We start from the raw sequence: 16,646 nt of genomic DNA, 5'->3' as shown, positions 1-16,646 counted from the left end.
ATCAGCGTCCTGTTCGCCATGCTCCGCGACGGAACCTTCTACGAACCGAGAAGCCCCCGCACCGCTTGACGAAAGACATAGAGGCACCCCCCCCCGCGGCCCCGCCGCACCCTCACCCCGGCACGCCCGACCGGCGGCACCCGATGCCGCCGGTCCGGGCGCTGTTCGTGGTGCCCTCGCCCTCTTTTCCCCTCTTTTTCCCCGAAGGCAAAGGCTCGATTTCCATGGCATCCACTCGCGTGGACGCGTCCCCGGCGGCCTCCGCGCCCGCCGGACGCCGGGGCAATCCCTGGCTCGCCCTGATCGCGGTGTCGTTCGGTCTGCTGATGGTGCAGCTCGACGGCTCCGTGGTCGCCATCGCCAACCCGGCCATCGGCCGTGACCTCGGTGCCAGCACCGCCGAACTGCAGTGGGTGACCAACTCCTACCTGCTGGCCCTAGCCGCCTCCATGATCCTCGGCGGCAAGCTGGGTGACCGATTCGGCCGGCGGTTCTACTACCTGGCCGGCATCGGCGGCTTCGTCGTCACCTCGGTCGCCATCGGCCTGTCCGGCAGCATCGAGACGGTCATCCTCTTCCGCGCCCTGCAGGGCATCTGCGGCGGCATCCTGATGCCCAACACCCTCGGCATCCTGCGCGCCGTCTTCGAACCCCGGCGCTTCCCGATCGCGGTCGGCATCTGGGGCATGGTCTCCGCCGTCTCCACCTCCCTCGGCCCCATCGTCGGCGGCCTGCTGGTCGAGAGCGTCGGCTGGGAGTGGGTCTTCCACCTGAACGCCCCGATCGGCGTCATCGCCCTGCTGTTCTCGATGTGGGCCCTCGCGGAGTCCAAGAACTCCACCGGCCACCACCGGTTCGACGTCACCGGCGTCGTCCTGCTGGCCGTGGGCCTGCTCGCGCTGGTCTTCGGCATCGTCAAGGGCGAGACCTGGGGCTGGGTCTCGGCCGGCACCCTGGGCTCCCTCGCCCTCGGCCTGGCGGTCCTGGTGCTGTTCGGCTGGTACGAGACCCGGCAGACGCATCCGCTGCTGCCCATGCGTCTCTTCCGCAACCGCTCACTGACCGTGGGCGCGGTGATGACCGTGCTCAACTTCTTCGTCATGCTCGGCGGCATCTTCTTCATCATGCTGTACCTGCAGAACGTCCGCGGGTACACGCCGGTCGAGGCCGGTGTCGCCACCCTGCCGATGTCGCTGGCCTCCCTGGTGGCGTCGCCGCTGGGCGCCCAGCTCAGCCAGCGCCTCGGCGCGCGGGTCTCCGTCCCGATCGGCCTGCTGCTGTCGGCGGTGGCGATGTTCTCCATGCTGACCTGGACCGTCGACTCGTCCTACGCCACCATGTGGGTCCCCTACATCGCGTTGGGCCTCGGCGTGGGCATCGTGCTGCCCGCCACCGCGGACACCATCATCGGCAACGCGCCCGTCAAGGACGGCGGCGTGGCCTCCGGGCTGCAGTCCACCATGCTGCAGATCGGCGGCGCGCTGGGCACCTCGGTGCTCGTCTCGGTCATCGCCGGCAAGGTCGGCTCCTCCCTGTTCGGCGAACTCACCGCCGCCGGTGTCCCCGCCGCCATGGCGCACGGCCTGGAGAAGGCCGAGGACGCCGTCACCATGGGCATCGCGCCCGTCTCCCCCGGCATGCCCGAGGGGATCAGGGCCGCGGTCGTCGAGGGCGCGGGGCAGGCGTTCGTCAACGGCCTGCACGCCGCGGTGATCGTCACCGGCGTGCTGTGCGTGCTCGGCGCGGTCGTCGCCGCCGTCGGCATCGAGCGGCGCCTCCCGGAGGAGGAGAAGGCGGCCGCCGCCGAGGCCGCGGCCCGCTGACCGTCCACGGCACGCCCGCCGCGACGCGCCCCCCGGTAATCCTCCCGGGGGCGCGTCGCCGTTTCTGACGCCGTGTCACCAGGCGATTACGGCGCTGGTCGGGCGTCGGTGACAGGCCGGCCCGTCGCAGGCCGGTCCGTGGAAAAATCGTCGTGACGGCACCCCGCGCGTCGGTTCGGCCGAACGGGTGAGCGCGCGCCACAATGGGGCCTGACAGACGATCCGGACACGACGCGGGGGACCGACGGTGATGAGCAGGCGCAGGCACGACGTCACCGACGAACAATGGGAAGGCCTCGCCGAGGTCGTCCCCCTGCGGGGCCGGGACGCCTGGCCCTCCCAGGTCGACCACCGCGCGCTGCCCGAGGAGGCCGTCGAGCCCCGCCGCCGCTTCGTCGTCCTGCGGGTCAACGTCTTCGCCGACGCCCGCGAGGTCGCCGAGACGCTGATGGCCGGCGCCCCCGTGCTGCTCGACCTGTCCGGCGCCGAGGGCGACGTCGCCAAGCGCGTCCTCGACTTCTCCACCGGCGTGGTCTTCGGCCTGGCCGCCTCCATGCACCGCGTCGACCGGAACGTCTTCCTGCTCACCCCGGGCGGGGTCGAGGTGCAGGGCCTGATCGAAGGGCTCGGCGGGAACTCCCCCTCCCAGCAGGGACGATGACCTCCGCCCGGGGGTGACGGCCCCCGGCCCGCGCTGACCGCGTCCCCCGATCGTAGGAAGGCCGACCCGGCGGAACGGTTCACCGGAGCGGCTCCCGCCTACGGTCCGGTCATGACCCTGTCCGTGCCCTCCGGCGTCCCGTCCCCGTCCCCCTCCCCGTCCTCCTCTCCGTGCCCGAGCGAGGCGGAGGAGGCGCGGGTCCCCGTCCAGCGCGCCACCGCCGACCGCGCGCGCGTCACCGAGCTGAGGCTGTCCGCCTTCGCCTCTCACCGCGGGCTCCGCGTCCCGCTGGACGCCCCCTTCACCCTGATCGCCGGCCCGAGCGGCAGCGGCAAGTCCGGTGTGCTGCGCGCCTACGAGGCGCTGGCGCGGCTCGCCGGAGGGGCCGAGGCGGGAGAGGCGTTCCCGGACCCCGGCTCCTGCGTCCCGGACCGCGCCCGGCCCGACGACCAGGGGCGCCGCGGCTTCCGCATCGGCTGCACCGCCGACGGCCCGGAGGGCCCGGTCCGGCTCGACGTCGCCGTGCAGGTCGAGCCCGCGCTGCGCATCGTCGGCGAGCGGCTGACCGCGGACGGGACGGTGCTGCTGGAGACCGCCCTGCGCGACCCCGCCCGCCGCTCCGTGCAGGCCGCCTGGCACACCGCGGGCAGCGCGCCGGTCACCCGCGCCCCCCTGCCCGACGACCGGCTCGGCACCGCGCTGCTGCCGCTGCGGGTGGCCGGGAAGACCGAGGGCCAGCGGCGGGTGCTGGCCGCCGCCGAGCAGATGGTGGTCGCCCTGCGGTCGGTGTTCGTCTGCGACCCGCGTCCAGCGCGGATGCGGCCCGCGGTCCCGCTGGGCACCGGGCGGCTGCTGCGCGGCTGCGACAACCTCGCCGACGTCCTGTTCCGCACCCGCTCCGAGTGCGGGCGGCGGCACGGGCTGCTGGTCGACGCCGTCCGCGCCGGCTGCGCCGGACCGGTCCTCGACCTGCTGGCGGAGCGGACCACCGACGGCCGGGTCCGCGCCCTGCTCGACCGCGGCGACGGCACCCGCACCGACCTCGCGCGCCTCGGGGACGGTGAACTGCGGTACATCGCCCTGGCGTTGGTGCTGCTCACCGGGCCGGGCGTGCTGGAGGTCGACACCGCGGAGGTGCCGGAGGCGTACCAGACGCTCACCGTGCTCGCCGACGGCTTCGGCCAAGGGCTCGACGCGCGGCAGCGGGGAGAACTGCTGGGGCTGGCGGCCCGGATGTGCGAGCGGGGGCACATCCGTCTCGTCGGCGCGGTCAACGACCTCTCCTGGGTGGAGGGCGCCGAGGGGAGCGACGCGGCCCGGGTGGTAGACCTGGCCCCGTGACAGACGACCGTGACCTGGACGCCCTGCGGCGGCGGCTGGTGGAGTTCGCCGCCGCCCGCCGCTGGGAGCCGTACCACACCCCCAAGAACCTGGCGGCCGCGCTCAGCGTGGAGGCGTCCGAACTGCTGGAGATCTTCCAGTGGCTGACGCCCGAGGAGTCGGCGCGGGTGATGGACGACCCCGAGCGGGCGCACCGGGTCGAGGACGAGGTGGCGGACGTGCTCGCCTACCTGCTGCAGTTCTGCGCGGTGCTGGGCGTCGACCCGCTGTCGGCGCTGGATGCGAAGATCATGCGGAACGAGAAGAGGTTTCCCGCGCCCGGCGCGTGAACCGGGCCGCCCGGTCGGCCGGACCGGGAGGCTTTCTCACTCTCCGGAGTTGTGGAGCGGGGCGTTCTCGCAGAGTTTTCCACAGATTTCCGGCATGGTCTGGCGTATCCGTGCCCGACCCTTCACTCTGGGTAGTGGAACCGGTACGGCGTGCGCGGGGGCACGCGGAGAGAACGGGGGCGGCGTGGATGGACGCGGCACGGCTCATCGAGGTGGCCAGACGGGCTCTGGCGGTCAGTGAGGAACCACAGGCCGTTCTGGCCGAGGTGTGGCAGGCGCACGCCCTGGCCCAGGCGGTCGGCAGCCGGCTCGCGGTGTCCGGGCCGCCGGAGCTGAGAGGAGAGGCCCTCGGGCTGACGGAACTCGCCGGACGCGGCTGCGGGGCGCTGGGGCCCGCGCCGTTCGGCGCCGAGCACCTGCGCGCCGCGCGGCTGACCTCGGTGGGGGAGCCGTTCGCCGTGCTCGAGGCGCTGGGCGAGCTGCTCTCCGAGGCGGGCATCGCGATGATCGGCCTGGCCCCCGCCGCGGCGGACGACGACACGTACTGGCAGTGCATGGAGTCGATCGACGCGTCCGACGAGTCCCGTGACCGGGTGCTCCAGATGATCCGGCGCCTCACGCCATGACCGCCGCCCGGCCCGGATCCGGCGCCGCCGGGGCGGGGCGCCGCGGCGGGCCTCCGCAACGGCCCGCGGACCGGGCGCCGCACGCGAAGGCGCGCAGGCGGACGGCAGTGCGGTGCGGAAGCGGCCCGGGGCCGCCACGGCGTCCGTGGCGGCCCCGCAGGCAAGGCGCGGGCGGGTCAGGGGCGGGTGAGCACCGGGGGCTCGGTGCCGGCGCGGCCCGCGAGGACCGAGCGGTGGCGGCTGTAGCCGAGGTACACCGCCAGGCCCACGGCAAGGAACGCGGCGAACCGCACCCACGTGCCCCAGCCGGTCTCGAACATGAGGTACAGGCAGAACAGCACACCCAGCACCGGCAGCACCGGACCGAACGGCACCCGGAACGGCCGGGCCAGGTCCGGCTCCCGCCGGCGCAGCGCGATCACGGCGACGTTCACGGCGGCCATCGCGGCCAGCGTGCCGATGGTCGACAGGTCGATCAGCCCGTCCAGCGGCACGAACGCCGCGACCAGCCCGAAGACCACGCCGATGACGATGGTGCCGGTGACCGGGGTCGAGGTCCTCGGGGAGACCTTCTCGAAGAACCGCGGCATCAGGCCGTCACGCGACATCGACATCAGGATGCGGCTCTGCCCGTAGGTGACCGCCAGCGTCACCGAGGCGATGGCCACCACCGCGCCGAAGGCGATGACCGCACCGCCGACGTCGGAACCGGTGACCGTGTCGACCACGTGGGACAGCGCGGCCGGCCGGCTGCCCGCCTCCTCGGAGCCGATGGCGCCGATCGCCGCGAGCGCCACGGCGCAGTACAGGACGGTCACCGCGCCGATGCAGACCAGGATCGCGATCGGCACGTCACGCCGGGGGTTGCGGGACTCCTCGCCCGCGGTGGTGATCGCGTCGAAACCGATGTAGGAGAAGAACGCCGCCGAGGTGGCCGCGCCGATGCCGGCCACGCCCTCGGGCGCGAACGGGTTGAGGTGGCCGTCCTGGAAGGCGCTGAAGCCGACCGCGCAGAACACCAGCAGGATGCCGATCTTGATGACGGCCATCACCGCGGTGGCGCGGGCGCTCTCGCGGACGCCCCGGACCAGCAGCACCGTGGCCAGGCCGATCAGCACCACGGCCGGAAGGTTGACCACGCCGCCCTCGGTCGGCCCGTGCGAGAGCACGGCGGGCAGCTCGTGACCGAGGAGGCTGTCGAGGAGCTCGTTGACGTACTCGCTCCAGCCCACGGCGACGGCGGAGATGGAGATGCCGTACTCGAGGAGCAGGCACCAGCCCACCAGGAAGGCCCAGGTCTCCCCGAGACCGGCGTAGGCGAAGGAGTACGAGGAGCCGGCGACCGGGATGGCGCCGCCGAGCTCGGCGAAGGAGAAGGCGGTGAAGACGCAGGTGATCGCGGCGAGGACGTAGGAGACGACGACCGCGGGACCCGCCTCGGCGATCGAGTCCGACAGGCCGACGAAGATGCCGGTGCCGACCACGGCGCCCATGCCGAAGCAGATCAGGTGGAAGAGGCCCATGGTCCGCTTCAGACCGTGACCCTCGAGGTCGTGGCCCGATTCGGAGATCAGGAGCCGGGAGGACTTGACGCGTGGTGCGGGCATGACGGGTGGTGCTCGTTTCTGGGTGGTGCGGGTCGCGACGGGGTGGGTCGCGGTCGGACGGCACGGAAAGGGATGGTTCCACGCCGACCGTCGGTCGGTCCCGCGGCGCGACGGCCGCGGGGGAGTGTCACAGGGGCTTCGGAGCCGCCGAGGTCATCGGCCGAGCGCGGCGACCATGACGGCCTTGATGGTGTGGAGGCGGTTCTCCGCCTCGTCGAAGACGACGGAGTGCGCCGACTCGAAGACCTCGTCGGTGACCTCCAGCGACTCCAGGCCGTACTCGGCGTGGATCTGCTTGCCGACCTCGGTGCCGAGGTCGTGGAAGGCCGGAAGACAGTGCAGGAACTTCACGTCCGGGTCGCCCGTCGCGCGCAGGACGTCCATGGTCACCGCGTAGGGGGACAGGGCGGCGATCCGCTCGCCCCAGACCTCCTTGGGCTCGCCCATGGAGACCCAGACGTCGGTGGCGACGAAACCGGCGCCCCGCACGCCCTCGGCGACGTCCTCGGTGAGGGTGACGCGGGCGCCGCTGATCTCCGCCAGCTTGCGCGCCCGGGCGACGACCTCCTCGTCCGGCCAGTACGAGCGCGGCGCGACGATCCGCACGTCCATGCCGAGCAGGGCGCCGGTGACCAGGTAGGAGTTGCCCATGTTGAAGCGGGCGTCACCCAGGTAGGCGAAGGCGGTCTCCTCCAGCGGCGCGGCGCTGTGCTCGGTCATGGTGAGCACGTCGGCGAGCATCTGGGTGGGGTGCCAGTCGTCGGTGAGGCCGTTGAAGACCGGCACGCCCGCGTGCGCGGCGAGCTCCTCCACCTTGGCCTGGCTGTCGCCCCGGTACTCGATGCCGTCGTACATCCGGCCCAGCACCCGCGCGGTGTCCTTGACCGACTCCTTGTGCCCGATCTGCGAGGCGCTCGGGTCCAGGAACGTCGTCGAGGCGCCCTGGTCGGCCGCGGCCACCTCGAAGGCGCAGCGGGTGCGCGTCGAGGTCTTCTCGAAGATCAGCGCGATGTTGCGGCCCCGCAGGTACTGGGTCTCGGTCCCGGCCTTCTTGGCCGCCTTCAGCTCGGCGGCCAGCTCGACCAGGCCGCGGAACTCCTCGCGGCTGAAGTCCAGCTCCTTGAGGAAGCTGCGGCCGGCGAGGGCGGAGGGGAGGTGGGGCATCACGAGCTCCAGGGGCTGCTGCGGGAGACGGTGGAATCCGGACGGGGGCGGTGGAATTCTATACGCAAAAAAGAATGATTATGCACCGTTGCCGGACGCGCGAGACCCTACACCGGATCCCGCTCCACCGGACAGCTCATGCAGCGCGGCCCGCCCCGGCCCCGGCCGAGCTCGTTGCCGCGGATCTCCAGCACCTCCACGCCCTGCTTGCGCAGGTGCGTGTTGGTGGTGGTGTTCCGCTCGTAGGCGACCACCACGCCCGGCTCCACCGCCAGCACGTTGCACCCGTCGTCCCACTGCTCCCGCTCGGCGGCGTGGACGTCCTGGGTGGCGGTGAGGACCCGGATCTCGCTCAGGTCCAGCGCCGACGCGATGGCGCGGTGCATGTGCTCCGGCGGATGGTCCACGACCTCGATCCGCTGTCCGGCGCCGCCCGGGGTGATCGTGTACGAGCGCAGCATGCCCAGTCCCGCGTACTGGGTGAAGGTGTCCCCGTCGACCATGGTCATCACGGTGTCCAGGTGCATCGTCGCCCGCTTCTTCGGCATGTCCAGCGCCACCACGGTACGCGCCGAGCCGGTGGCGAACAGCTTGTGGGCGATCATCTCCACGGCCTGCGGAGTGGTCCGCTCGCTCATGCCGATCAGCACCGCGCCGTTGCCGATCACCAGGACGTCGCCGCCCTCGATGGTCGACGGGTAGTCGGCGTGTCCCTGCGACCAGATGTGGAACTCCTCCCGGCGGAAGAGCGGGTGGTGCCGGTAGATCGCCTCGAAGTGCACCGTCTCCCGGCGGCGGGCCTGCCAGCGCATCGCGTTGATGGACACCCCGTCGTAGAGCCAGGCGGAGGTGTCGCGGGTGAAGAGGTGGTTGGGCAGCGGGTCGAGCAGGAAGTCGTCCAGCTCCATCACGTGGAAGCGGACGGAGACCGGCTCCGGGTGCTCGTCCAGGTACTCCCGCTTGGTCATGCCCCCGATCAGGGCCTCGGCCAGCCGGTCGGCGGGCAGCGACTCGAAGACGGATCTGAGCCGGGAGGTGGCGAGCGGACCGAACTCCCGGGTGTCGAACACCTCGTCCAGGACCAGGGACCGCGCCTCGTCGATCGCGAGGGTCTCGGCCAGCAGGTCGCCGAAGAGGTGCACGGCCACCCCGCGCCCGCGCAGCACCGAGGCGAAGGCGTCGTGCTCGGCCTGGGCGCGCCGCACCCAGAGCACGTCGTCGAAGAGCAGGTCGTCCTTGTTGGACGGGGTGAGGCGCTTCAGTTCGAGGCCCGGACGGTGCAGGACGACGCGGCGCAGCCGGCCGGTCTCGGAGTCGACGTGGAATCCCATGTCCCTCATCCTGACCCCGCGAACCCGGTTTCATCCCTGTTCAGGGGGCCCTTCCGCCCGCTCGCAGGAGCGGGCCGCCCGGTGCGGCGCTTTACGCCAGCCATGATCCGTGCGAGGTTGCGGCATTGCGACAAGGCGGCGACATGCCGGAAACGGCATGCCGGAGACGGCATGAACCCGCCGCCCCATGGCGGGACGAGGACGAGTGGGGGCCCACGATGATCCAGGACGTGCTGGGACTGACGGAGAACGAGTCGAACGCCTACCGGGCGCTGCTGCGCCGGCCCTCCTGCTCCGCCGTGGAACTGGCCGACGTGCTGAGCGTGCCCGAGGGCGAGGCGGCCCGGCTCATGGGACGCCTGGAGGTGCTGGGCCTGGCCGCCCGCAACGGACAGGCGCCCGGCCGGCTGAGCGCCTCACCGCCCCAGCTGGCCCTCGGCTCCATGCTGGTGCACCGGCAGAACGCGCTCCGGCTGGCCGAACTCGAGCTCGGCTCCCTGGAGGAGCTCTACCGGGCGACCATGGCGGAACGATCCTCCTCCGACGTCCTCGACGTCGTCCGCGGCGCCGACGCCACCCGGCAGCGCCTGGAACAGCTCCAGACCGGTGCGCGCAGCGAGATCCTCTGCCTGGTGCAGGCCCCCGCCCGCTTCGTCTCCACCACCGAGAACACCGCCACCGAGGCCGCCGCGGCGGCCCGCGGGGTCGCCTACCGGGTGGTGCTGGAGCGGCGCATGCTGGAGGAGGACGACGGCATCGTCGAGGAGCTGGAGCGCGCGGTGCAGGCGGGCGAGGAGGTCCGGGTCAGCGACTCGGTCCCGGTGAAGCTGATGATCGCCGACCGGGAGCTCGCGATGGTCCCGATGGGAGGCCGCGGTCACCGGGCGGACGGCGCGCTGCTGGTCCGGCCCGGCGGCCTGCTCGACGCCCTCATCGGGCTCTTCGAACTGGTCTGGCAGCGCAGCTCCCGCCTCACCGTGCCCCGCGTCGGCCAGGTCGCCGTCTCCACGCCGAGCGCCCTCGACGAGACGGACGCCCGCATCATGAGCCTCCTCGTCGCCGGGCTCACCGACCAGGCGGTCGCGGTCCGTCTCGGTCTGTCGTTGCGCACCGTGCAGCGCCGGGTCGGCCAGCTGATGAAGCTCACCGGCGCCCAGACCCGCCTTCAACTGGGGCTTCAGGCGGCCCGGTTGGGCTGGGCCTGAGCTCCCGGGCGGCACCGGGACGGCGGGCCGGACCGGCCCCGGTGACACTCCGTCATGTCCGGCGCCTAAAATGATCAACGTGTCCGACCAGCGCGCTCCCCGTTCCCTCATCGTCACGCTCTACGGCGCGTACGGCCGCCACCTGCCCGGACCGCTGCCCGTCTCGGAGCTGATCCGGCTGCTCGCGGCGGTCGGCGTCGACGCCCCGTCGGTGCGGTCGGCGGTCTCCCGGCTCAAGCGGCGCGGCATGCTGGTCCCCGCCCGGACCGCCACGGGGGCGGCGGGCTACGCCCTCTCGCCGGACGCCCGGCAGACGCTGGACGACGCCGGACGCCGGCTGCTCGCCGGGCCGCCCGAGGGGGAGGAGTGGCTGCTGGCCGTCTTCTCCGTGCCGGAGACGCTGCGGCAGCGCCGGCACGTGCTGCGCACCCGGCTCGCCCGGCTCGGGTTCGGGGCGGCCGCGCCCGGCGTGTGGATAGCGCCGGCCCGCGTCCACGAGGAGGCCCGGCACACGCTGAGCCGGCTGGGCCTGGACCGGTACGTGGACTTCTTCCGTGGCGAGCACCTCGGGTTCACGCCCACCGAGGAGGCGCTCGGACGGTGGTGGGACCTCGACGCGATCGCCGCGCGGTACGAGGAGTTCCTCACCCGGCACACGGGGCTGCTCCGGTCCTGGGAGAACCGCGACGACACCCCGGCCGAGGAGGCGTACCGGGACTACCTCCTCGCCCTCGACGCCTGGCGCGAACTGCCGTACGCGGACCCCGGGCTGCCGCCGGACCTGCTGCCCGCGGACTGGCCCGGGCCGCGGGCCGGCGCCCTCTTCCACGCGCTGCGCGACCGCCTGCGCGACGCGGCGGAACGGTTCGTCACCGCCGGGTGACCCCACGGCCCCGCGGCGGGGACCCCGTGCGGCGCCCCCGCCCCGGGGCCCCGCACGGCGCCCCCGCGGCGGGGCCGTGACGCGGGGCATGCCCCCGCGGCCGGGTCACAGGCGCGGGTCGACCGGTTCCGACTCGAGGGCCAGGACCGCGAACACCGCCTCGTGGACGCGCCACAGCGGTTCGCCCTCCGCCAGCCGGTCCAGCCCCTCCAGCCCCAGCGCGTACTCCCGCAGCGCCAGCGACCGCTTGTGCCCGAGGTGCCGCTGCCGCAGCCGCTCCAGGTTCGCCGGCCGGGTGTACTCGGGGCCGTAGATGATCCGCAGGTACTCCCGCCCCCGGCACTTGACGCCGGGCTGCACCAGCCGCCCCTCCGCGTCCCGCACCAGCGCGCCGAGCGGCTTGACGACCATGCCCTCGCCGCCCCGCCCGGTCAGCTCCAGCCACCAGTCGACGCCCGCGGCCACCGAGGCCGCGTCGCCGGTGTCGACGACCAGCCGCCCGGTGCTCCGCAGCAGCCCGCTGCCGTCCGCCGCGACCAGCCGGTCGAGCCACGCCAGCTGCTCGTCGTGCGGCACGCCCGCCAGGTTGCGCCCCCGCCCGGCGAGGAGCTGGAACGGCGCGAACCGCACGCCGTCCAGGCCCTCCGTCGTCCAGCAGTAGCGCCGGTACGCCTCGGTGAACGCCCCCGCGTCCGCGGCCCGTCCACGCTGCCGGTCCAGCAGCCCCGCGACGTCCACGCCGCGCGCCCCGGCCGCCTCCAGTGCGGCCAGCGCACCCGGGAACACCGCCCCGGAGGCCGCGCCGACGGCCGCGTACTGGTTGCGCAGCAGCCCGCCCGCCTTCAGCGACCACGGCAGCAGCTCGCCGTCCAGCAGCAGCCAGTCGGTGTCCAGCTCCTCCCACAGCCCCGCCGCGCCGATCGCCGCGCGGAGCCGGCCGAGGACCTCCTCGGTGACCTGCTGGTCGTCGAAGAACGGCCGCCCGGTGCGGGTGTACAGCGAGCCGGTGGGCCCGTCCACGCCGAACCGCTCCCGGGCCGCCTCCGCGTCCCGGCAGACCAGCGCGACCGCGCGCGAGCCCATGTGCTTCTCCTCGCACACCACCCGCTCCACACCGGTCGCGGCATACTGCGCGAACGCCTCCAGCGGGTGCTCCAGGTAGCCCTCCACACGGGAGGTGGCCGTCGGCGCCATGGTCGGCGGCAGGTACGGCAGCAGCCGCGGGTCCACCGCGAACCGGCTGACGACCTCCAGCGCGGCGGCGGCGTTCTCCTCCCGCACCGAGATCCGCCCGGCGTGCCGGGTCTCCACGATCCGCTTGCCGTGCACGTCGCCCAGGTCCAGCGGACGCCCCTGGTGGCCGCCCGGCGCCTCGCCGGCCAGCGGCTTCACCGGCTCGTACCAGACCCGCTCGGCCGGCACCTCCACCAGCTCCCGCTCCGGGTAGCGCAGCGCGGTTAGCTTGCCGCCGAAGACGACACCGGTGTCCAGGCAGATGGTGTTGTTGAGCCAGGTCGCCGTCGGCACCGGGGTGTGGCCGTAGACCACGGCGGCACGGCCCCGGTAGTCCTCCGCCCACGGGTAGCGCACCGGCAGCCCGAACTCGTCGGTCTCGCCGGTGGTGTCGCCGTACAGGGCGTGCGAACGCACCCGGCCCGAGGTGCGGCCGTGGTACTTCTCCGGCAGACCGGCGTGGCAGACCACCAGCCGGCCCTCGTCGAGCACGTAGTGGCTGACCAGCCCGTCGAGGAACCTGCCGACGCGCTCCCTGAACTCCTCGCTCTCGCCCTCCATCTGGGCGATCGTCTCGGCCAGGCCGTGGGTGTGCTGGACCTGGCGGCCCCGCAGCCAACGGCCGAACTTGTTCTCGTGGTTGCCCGGCACGCACAGCGCGCTGCCCGACTCCACCATCGACATCACCCGCCGCAGCACGCCCGGCGAGTCGGGCCCGCGGTCCACCAGGTCGCCGACGAACACGGCGGTCCGGCCCTCCGGGTGCACACCGTCGGTGTAACCCAACTTCGCCAGCAGCGCCTCGAGTTCGGCGGAGCAGCCGTGGATGTCGCCGACGATGTCGAACGGACCGGTCAGGTGCCGCAGGTCGTTGAACCGCTTCTCGGTCACGACGGTGGCGTTCTCCACCTCCTCCACGCCGCGCAGCACGTGCACCTTGCGGAAGCCCTCGCGCTCCAGGTGCCGCATGGAGCGCTTGAGTTCGCGGACGTGCCGCTGGACGACCCGGCGCGGCATGTCCGCCCGGTCGGCCCGCGCCGCGTTGCGCTCGGCGCACACCGGCTCCGGCACGTCCAGCACGATCGCGATGGGCAGCACGTCGTGCTCCCGCGCGAGCCGGATCAGCTGGCGCCGTGCCTCCTGCTGGACGTTGGTGGCGTCCACCACGGTCCGCCGGCCGGCCGCGAGCCGCTTGCCGGCGATGTAGTGCAGCACGTCGAAGGCGTCCCTGGTCGCGCTCTGGTCGTTCTCGTCGTCGGACACCAGGCCGCGGCAGAAGTCCGAGGAGATCACCTCGGTCGGCTTGAACAGGCGTCGCGCGAACGTGGACTTGCCGGAGCCGGAGGCGCCGATCAGCACCACCAGGGACAGGTCGGTGACGGGCAGGGTGCGCCCGGTGGGCCGGGTCTCCCGCACAAGGGCGTCGGTCATGCCGCGGCCTCCTTACGGCCTTCGTCGTGGGTGCGGTCGGTGCCGCGGTCGGTGCGGTCGGTGCCGCGGTCGTCGGCGTCGCGGTCGGCGGTGCGCGGGGTGCCGCGGCCGGTGTGCCGCTCGCCGCCGGGGTCCGCGCAGAGGGTGAACAGGGCCAGCTGGGTCGGCGGCCCCACCTCGGGGTCGTCGGGTCCCACCGGCCGGTACTCGACGTCGTAGCCGTACCGCGCCGCCACCGAGTCGGCCCAGGCGCGGAACTCCTCCCGCGTCCACTCGAAGCGGTGGTCGTGGTGGCGCGTGCGACCGGCCGGCAGCGACTCCCAGCGGACGTTGTACTCGACGTTCGGGGTGGTCACGACGACCGTGCGGGGCCGCGCCGAGCCGAACACCGAGTACTCCAGCGCGGGCAGCCGCGGCAGGTCCAGGTGCTCGACGACCTCGCTCAGCACCGCCGCGTCGTACCCCTTGAGGCGGCTGTCGGTGTAGACCAGCGACCCCTGGAGCAGCCGGACCCGCGACGCCTGCCGCTCGCCCGTCCGCTCCAGCCGCAGCCGCCGCGAGGCCAGTGCCAGCGCCCGCATCGACACGTCCACGCCGACGACCTCGGTGTACCGGGTGTCCTTCAGCATCGCCTGCAGCAACTGCCCCTGGCCGCAGCCGAGGTCCAGCACCCGGGCGGCGCGCCGGTCGCGCAGCGCCGCCAGGATCGCCTCGCGGCGCCGCACCGCCAGCGGCACCGGCCGCTCCTCGGTGTCGGTGTCCGGGTCCACCGCGTTGTCGAGCTCCTCGACCTCGGTGTCGTCGGCCTCCGCCAGCCGCAGCAGTTCCTGCCGTTCGGTCTCCAGCCGGTCCATGACCTTCTGCGTCAGCGACCAGCGGCGCGACAGGTAGCGGCTGGTGATGAGCTTGTACTCCGGGTGGCCCGCCAGCCAGCGTTCACCCACCCGCAGCAGCTTGTCGACCTCGTCGGCGGAGACGTAGTAGTGCTTGGCGTCGTCCAGCACCGGCAGCAGCACGTACAGGTGCCGGAGGGCCTCCTCCACGGTCAGGCGCTCCGACTCCAGGACGAGCGAGACGTACCGGGAGTCCCCCCACTCCGGGAACTCCGTGTCCAGCGGCACCGGCCGTGCGTCGACCCTCCAGCCCAGTGGCTCGAACAGTCCGGCCACCAGCTCCGCACCGCCGCGCGCCGGCAGCGAGGGGATCTCCACCCGCAGCGGCAGCGGCCGCCCGGGCAGCTCCGGCCGCGCCTCGCACCGGCCCTTCATCGCCGTGGAGAACACCGCGCCCAGCGCCACCGCGAGCAGGGAGGAGGCCGCGTACGGCCGGTCGTTGACGTACTGCGCGAGCGCGGCGTCCGGAGCGCCGCCCCGCCCCTTGCCCCGGCCGCGGCGCACCAGGGCCACCGGGTCCACCTCCAGCAGCAGCGCCGCCGTGCAGCGCTCGTCGGAGGCCTCCGGGTAGAAGACGTGCGCCGTGCCGTAGGAGGTGGAGAAGGGCTGCGCCTTGCCGGGATGCTTGTGCAGCAGGAACCCGAGGTCGGTGGCCGGGCTCTGCGGCGTACCGGTCGTGGTGATGGTCAGGAACATCCGGTCCGGCCCCTCTCCGTCGTGTGCGTTCGGTCGCGTCCGGCCCGCACCGCGGCGGGACGTGCGAAACCCCCGGGACGCGCTGTCCCGGGGGTTGCGCAGGACGACGCCGCTCACGATCGCACAACCGGTGCGAGCTGCGCCTTCCTTTATCCGGCGGCCGGATGCGGGGGCCGGATGCGGGGGCCGGATGCGGCGGCCGGACGGGGCCGGACGCGGGGGCCGGTCAGCTGAGTCGGCTCTGCACCTGCGAGGAGATCAGCTCCAGGTGGTCCAGGTCCTCCAGGTCGAGCACCTGGAGGTAGATCCGCTGAGACCCGGCCTCGGCGTAGCGGCCGATCTTCTCGACCACCTCGGCGGGGGAGCCGGCCAGACCGTTGAGCTTCAGCTCGTCCACCTCGCGGCCGATCCGCTCGGCGCGGCGGGCCACCTCGGCGTCGTCACGGCCGACGCACACCACCAGGGCGTTGGAGTACGTCAGGTCGTCGGCGGACCGCCCGGCCTCCTCGGCGGCCGTGCCCACCCGCTCGAAGAGCACCTTGGTGTCCTCCACGGACACGAACGGCGCGTTGAACTCGTCCGCGTACCGGGCCGCCAGCCGGGGCGTGCGCTTGGCGCCGCTGCCGCCGATCAGCACCGGCACCTTCGCCTGCGCCGGCTTCGGCAGCGCGGGGGAGTCGGTCAGGTCGTAGTGCGTGCCGTGGTGGCTGTACGTCTTGCCCACCTCGGTCGCCCACAGGCCGGTGACGATCTCCAGCTGCTCCTCCAGGCGCGCGAACTTCTCCTTGGGGAAGGGGATGCCGTACGCCTTGTGCTCCTCCTCGTACCAGCCCGCGCCCAGGCCCAGTTCGACACGGCCGCCGGACATCTGGTCGACCTGCGCGACCTGGATGGCGAGGACGCCGGGGAGGCGGAAGGTGCCCGCCGTCATCAGCGTGCCGAGACGGATGCGCTTGGTCTCCCGGGCGAGACCCGCCAGGGTGATCCAGGCGTCGGTCGGACCGGGCAGGCCGGTGACGCCGCCCATGTGCAGGTAGTGGTCGGAGCGGAAGAAGGCGTCGAAGCCCAGGTCCTCGGTGGCCTTCGCGACGGTGAGCAGGGTGTCGTACGTCGCACCCTGCTGGGGTTCGGTGAAGATTCGCAGGTCCATGCCCCCATCCTGCACCGGCCGGGTGGGAGGCGGGCGCATTGGGGTGCCGGACGCCGGTCCGGGCGGTGAGCGCGCGCGGCCGATGTCCGTCCGGCCCCACGTTCACCTTGATCACCGCGCGGGTGAACTTCCGTCAACCGCGCTCCCTTCCGGCAGTCCGCTCAGTGACCGGCCCCGGCCGTGATCGTTGCTCGGGACGGAGCCGAAGATCGTCCGGCGCCCGCACCGGAGGTTCGCCGCCGGTGCGTCCGTAGTGTTCGCCCCTCGGGGCCA

General features: G+C 73.3%; 13 protein-coding genes. 7 read left to right on the top strand and 6 right to left on the bottom strand.

The features are described from left to right. Window positions 1-224 precede the first annotated feature (224 nt). The 5 genes from ACWD3O_RS32510 to ACWD3O_RS32490 all read left to right on the top strand — a co-directional run bounded on the left by ACWD3O_RS32510 (window position 225) and on the right by ACWD3O_RS32490 (window position 4,780). A complete protein-coding gene (locus tag ACWD3O_RS32510) occupies window positions 225-1,823 on the top strand; it encodes an MFS transporter (protein WP_451418356.1) in 1,599 nt (532 codons plus the stop codon). A 250-nt stretch (window positions 1,824-2,073) separates the two neighbouring features. Further along, window positions 2,074-2,484, top strand: coding sequence for a cell division protein SepF (locus ACWD3O_RS32505; RefSeq protein WP_451418355.1), 411 nt, complete (start codon window positions 2,074-2,076; stop codon window positions 2,482-2,484). Window positions 2,485-2,595: 111 nt separating this feature from the next. Continuing rightward, window positions 2,596-3,825 carry an AAA family ATPase gene (locus tag ACWD3O_RS32500; protein ID WP_451418354.1) on the top strand — a complete coding sequence of 410 codons (1,230 nt, stop codon included), beginning with the start codon at window positions 2,596-2,598 and terminating at the stop codon, window positions 3,823-3,825. After that, window positions 3,822-4,154, top strand: coding sequence for a nucleotide pyrophosphohydrolase (locus ACWD3O_RS32495; RefSeq protein ID WP_451418353.1), 333 nt, complete (start codon window positions 3,822-3,824; stop codon window positions 4,152-4,154). Before ACWD3O_RS32500 ends, ACWD3O_RS32495 begins: the two co-directional genes overlap by 4 nt. A gap of 188 nt (window positions 4,155-4,342) precedes the next feature. After that, window positions 4,343-4,780 (top strand): DUF6099 family protein, encoded by a 438-nt coding sequence (locus ACWD3O_RS32490; protein ID WP_451409299.1) that lies wholly within the window; start codon window positions 4,343-4,345, stop codon window positions 4,778-4,780. A gap of 176 nt (window positions 4,781-4,956) precedes the next feature. Here ACWD3O_RS32490 and ACWD3O_RS32485 read toward each other — a convergent pair whose 3' ends face one another. The 3 genes from ACWD3O_RS32485 to ACWD3O_RS32475 all read right to left on the bottom strand — a co-directional run bounded on the left by ACWD3O_RS32485 (window position 4,957) and on the right by ACWD3O_RS32475 (window position 8,882). Beyond that, window positions 4,957-6,387 carry an amino acid permease gene (locus ACWD3O_RS32485; RefSeq protein WP_451418352.1) on the bottom strand — a complete coding sequence of 477 codons (1,431 nt, stop codon included), beginning with the start codon at window positions 6,385-6,387 and terminating at the stop codon, window positions 4,957-4,959. 153 nt (window positions 6,388-6,540) lie between these two features. Further along, window positions 6,541-7,551, bottom strand: coding sequence for an ornithine carbamoyltransferase (gene argF / locus ACWD3O_RS32480; protein ID WP_451418351.1), 1,011 nt, complete (start codon window positions 7,549-7,551; stop codon window positions 6,541-6,543). A 107-nt stretch (window positions 7,552-7,658) separates the two neighbouring features. Beyond that, the gene (locus ACWD3O_RS32475) at window positions 7,659-8,882 is read right to left on the bottom strand and encodes an arginine deiminase (RefSeq protein WP_451409302.1); all 1,224 of its coding nucleotides are present in this window, start codon (window positions 8,880-8,882) and stop codon (window positions 7,659-7,661) included. Window positions 8,883-9,112: 230 nt separating this feature from the next. On the opposite strand from ACWD3O_RS32475, the gene ACWD3O_RS32470 reads away from it, so the two are divergent. Further along, window positions 9,113-10,087, top strand: coding sequence for a helix-turn-helix domain-containing protein (locus tag ACWD3O_RS32470; RefSeq protein ID WP_451418350.1), 975 nt, complete (start codon window positions 9,113-9,115; stop codon window positions 10,085-10,087). A 70-nt stretch (window positions 10,088-10,157) separates the two neighbouring features. Beyond that, complete coding sequence (locus tag ACWD3O_RS32465) at window positions 10,158-10,970, top strand: PaaX family transcriptional regulator (protein ID WP_451409304.1); 813 nt, start codon at window positions 10,158-10,160, stop codon at window positions 10,968-10,970. 105 nt (window positions 10,971-11,075) lie between these two features. Here the strand turns inward: ACWD3O_RS32465 and ACWD3O_RS32460 are convergent, their stop codons facing one another. From ACWD3O_RS32460 to ACWD3O_RS32450, 3 genes are all read right to left on the bottom strand, one after another. Then, on the bottom strand, window positions 11,076-13,634 hold the full coding sequence (locus ACWD3O_RS32460; protein ID WP_451418349.1) for a polynucleotide kinase-phosphatase: 2,559 nt from the start codon (window positions 13,632-13,634) through the stop codon (window positions 11,076-11,078). Further along, window positions 13,631-15,223 carry a 3' terminal RNA ribose 2'-O-methyltransferase Hen1 gene (locus tag ACWD3O_RS32455; RefSeq protein ID WP_451418348.1) on the bottom strand — a complete coding sequence of 531 codons (1,593 nt, stop codon included), beginning with the start codon at window positions 15,221-15,223 and terminating at the stop codon, window positions 13,631-13,633. The genes ACWD3O_RS32460 and ACWD3O_RS32455 overlap by 4 nt, the downstream gene beginning before the upstream one ends. Window positions 15,224-15,449: 226 nt before the next feature. After that, on the bottom strand, window positions 15,450-16,373 hold the full coding sequence (locus ACWD3O_RS32450; protein ID WP_451418347.1) for an LLM class F420-dependent oxidoreductase: 924 nt from the start codon (window positions 16,371-16,373) through the stop codon (window positions 15,450-15,452). Between the last annotated feature and the right edge of the window lie 273 nt (window positions 16,374-16,646).

This window comes from Streptomyces sp. NPDC002640, from assembly GCF_053592575.1.
The sequence above is the reverse complement of the archived record's forward strand: the minus strand, read 5'-3'. Positions and strand labels throughout refer to the sequence as shown.

Coding starts and splice junctions, on each gene's coding strand:
- ACWD3O_RS32510 (WP_451418356.1), top strand. CDS start 225: ATGGCATCCACTCGCGTGGACGCGTCCCCGGCGGCCTCCGCGCCCGCC.
- ACWD3O_RS32505 (WP_451418355.1), top strand. CDS start 2,074: ATGAGCAGGCGCAGGCACGACGTCACCGACGAACAATGGGAAGGCCTC.
- ACWD3O_RS32500 (WP_451418354.1), top strand. CDS start 2,596: ATGACCCTGTCCGTGCCCTCCGGCGTCCCGTCCCCGTCCCCCTCCCCG.
- ACWD3O_RS32490 (WP_451409299.1), top strand. CDS start 4,343: ATGGACGCGGCACGGCTCATCGAGGTGGCCAGACGGGCTCTGGCGGTC.
- ACWD3O_RS32485 (WP_451418352.1), bottom strand. CDS start 6,387: ATGCCCGCACCACGCGTCAAGTCCTCCCGGCTCCTGATCTCCGAATCG.
- argF (WP_451418351.1), bottom strand. CDS start 7,551: ATGCCCCACCTCCCCTCCGCCCTCGCCGGCCGCAGCTTCCTCAAGGAG.
- ACWD3O_RS32475 (WP_451409302.1), bottom strand. CDS start 8,882: ATGGGATTCCACGTCGACTCCGAGACCGGCCGGCTGCGCCGCGTCGTC.
- ACWD3O_RS32465 (WP_451409304.1), top strand. CDS start 10,158: ATGATCAACGTGTCCGACCAGCGCGCTCCCCGTTCCCTCATCGTCACG.
- ACWD3O_RS32460 (WP_451418349.1), bottom strand. CDS start 13,634: ATGACCGACGCCCTTGTGCGGGAGACCCGGCCCACCGGGCGCACCCTG.
- ACWD3O_RS32455 (WP_451418348.1), bottom strand. CDS start 15,223: ATGTTCCTGACCATCACCACGACCGGTACGCCGCAGAGCCCGGCCACC.
- ACWD3O_RS32450 (WP_451418347.1), bottom strand. CDS start 16,373: ATGGACCTGCGAATCTTCACCGAACCCCAGCAGGGTGCGACGTACGAC.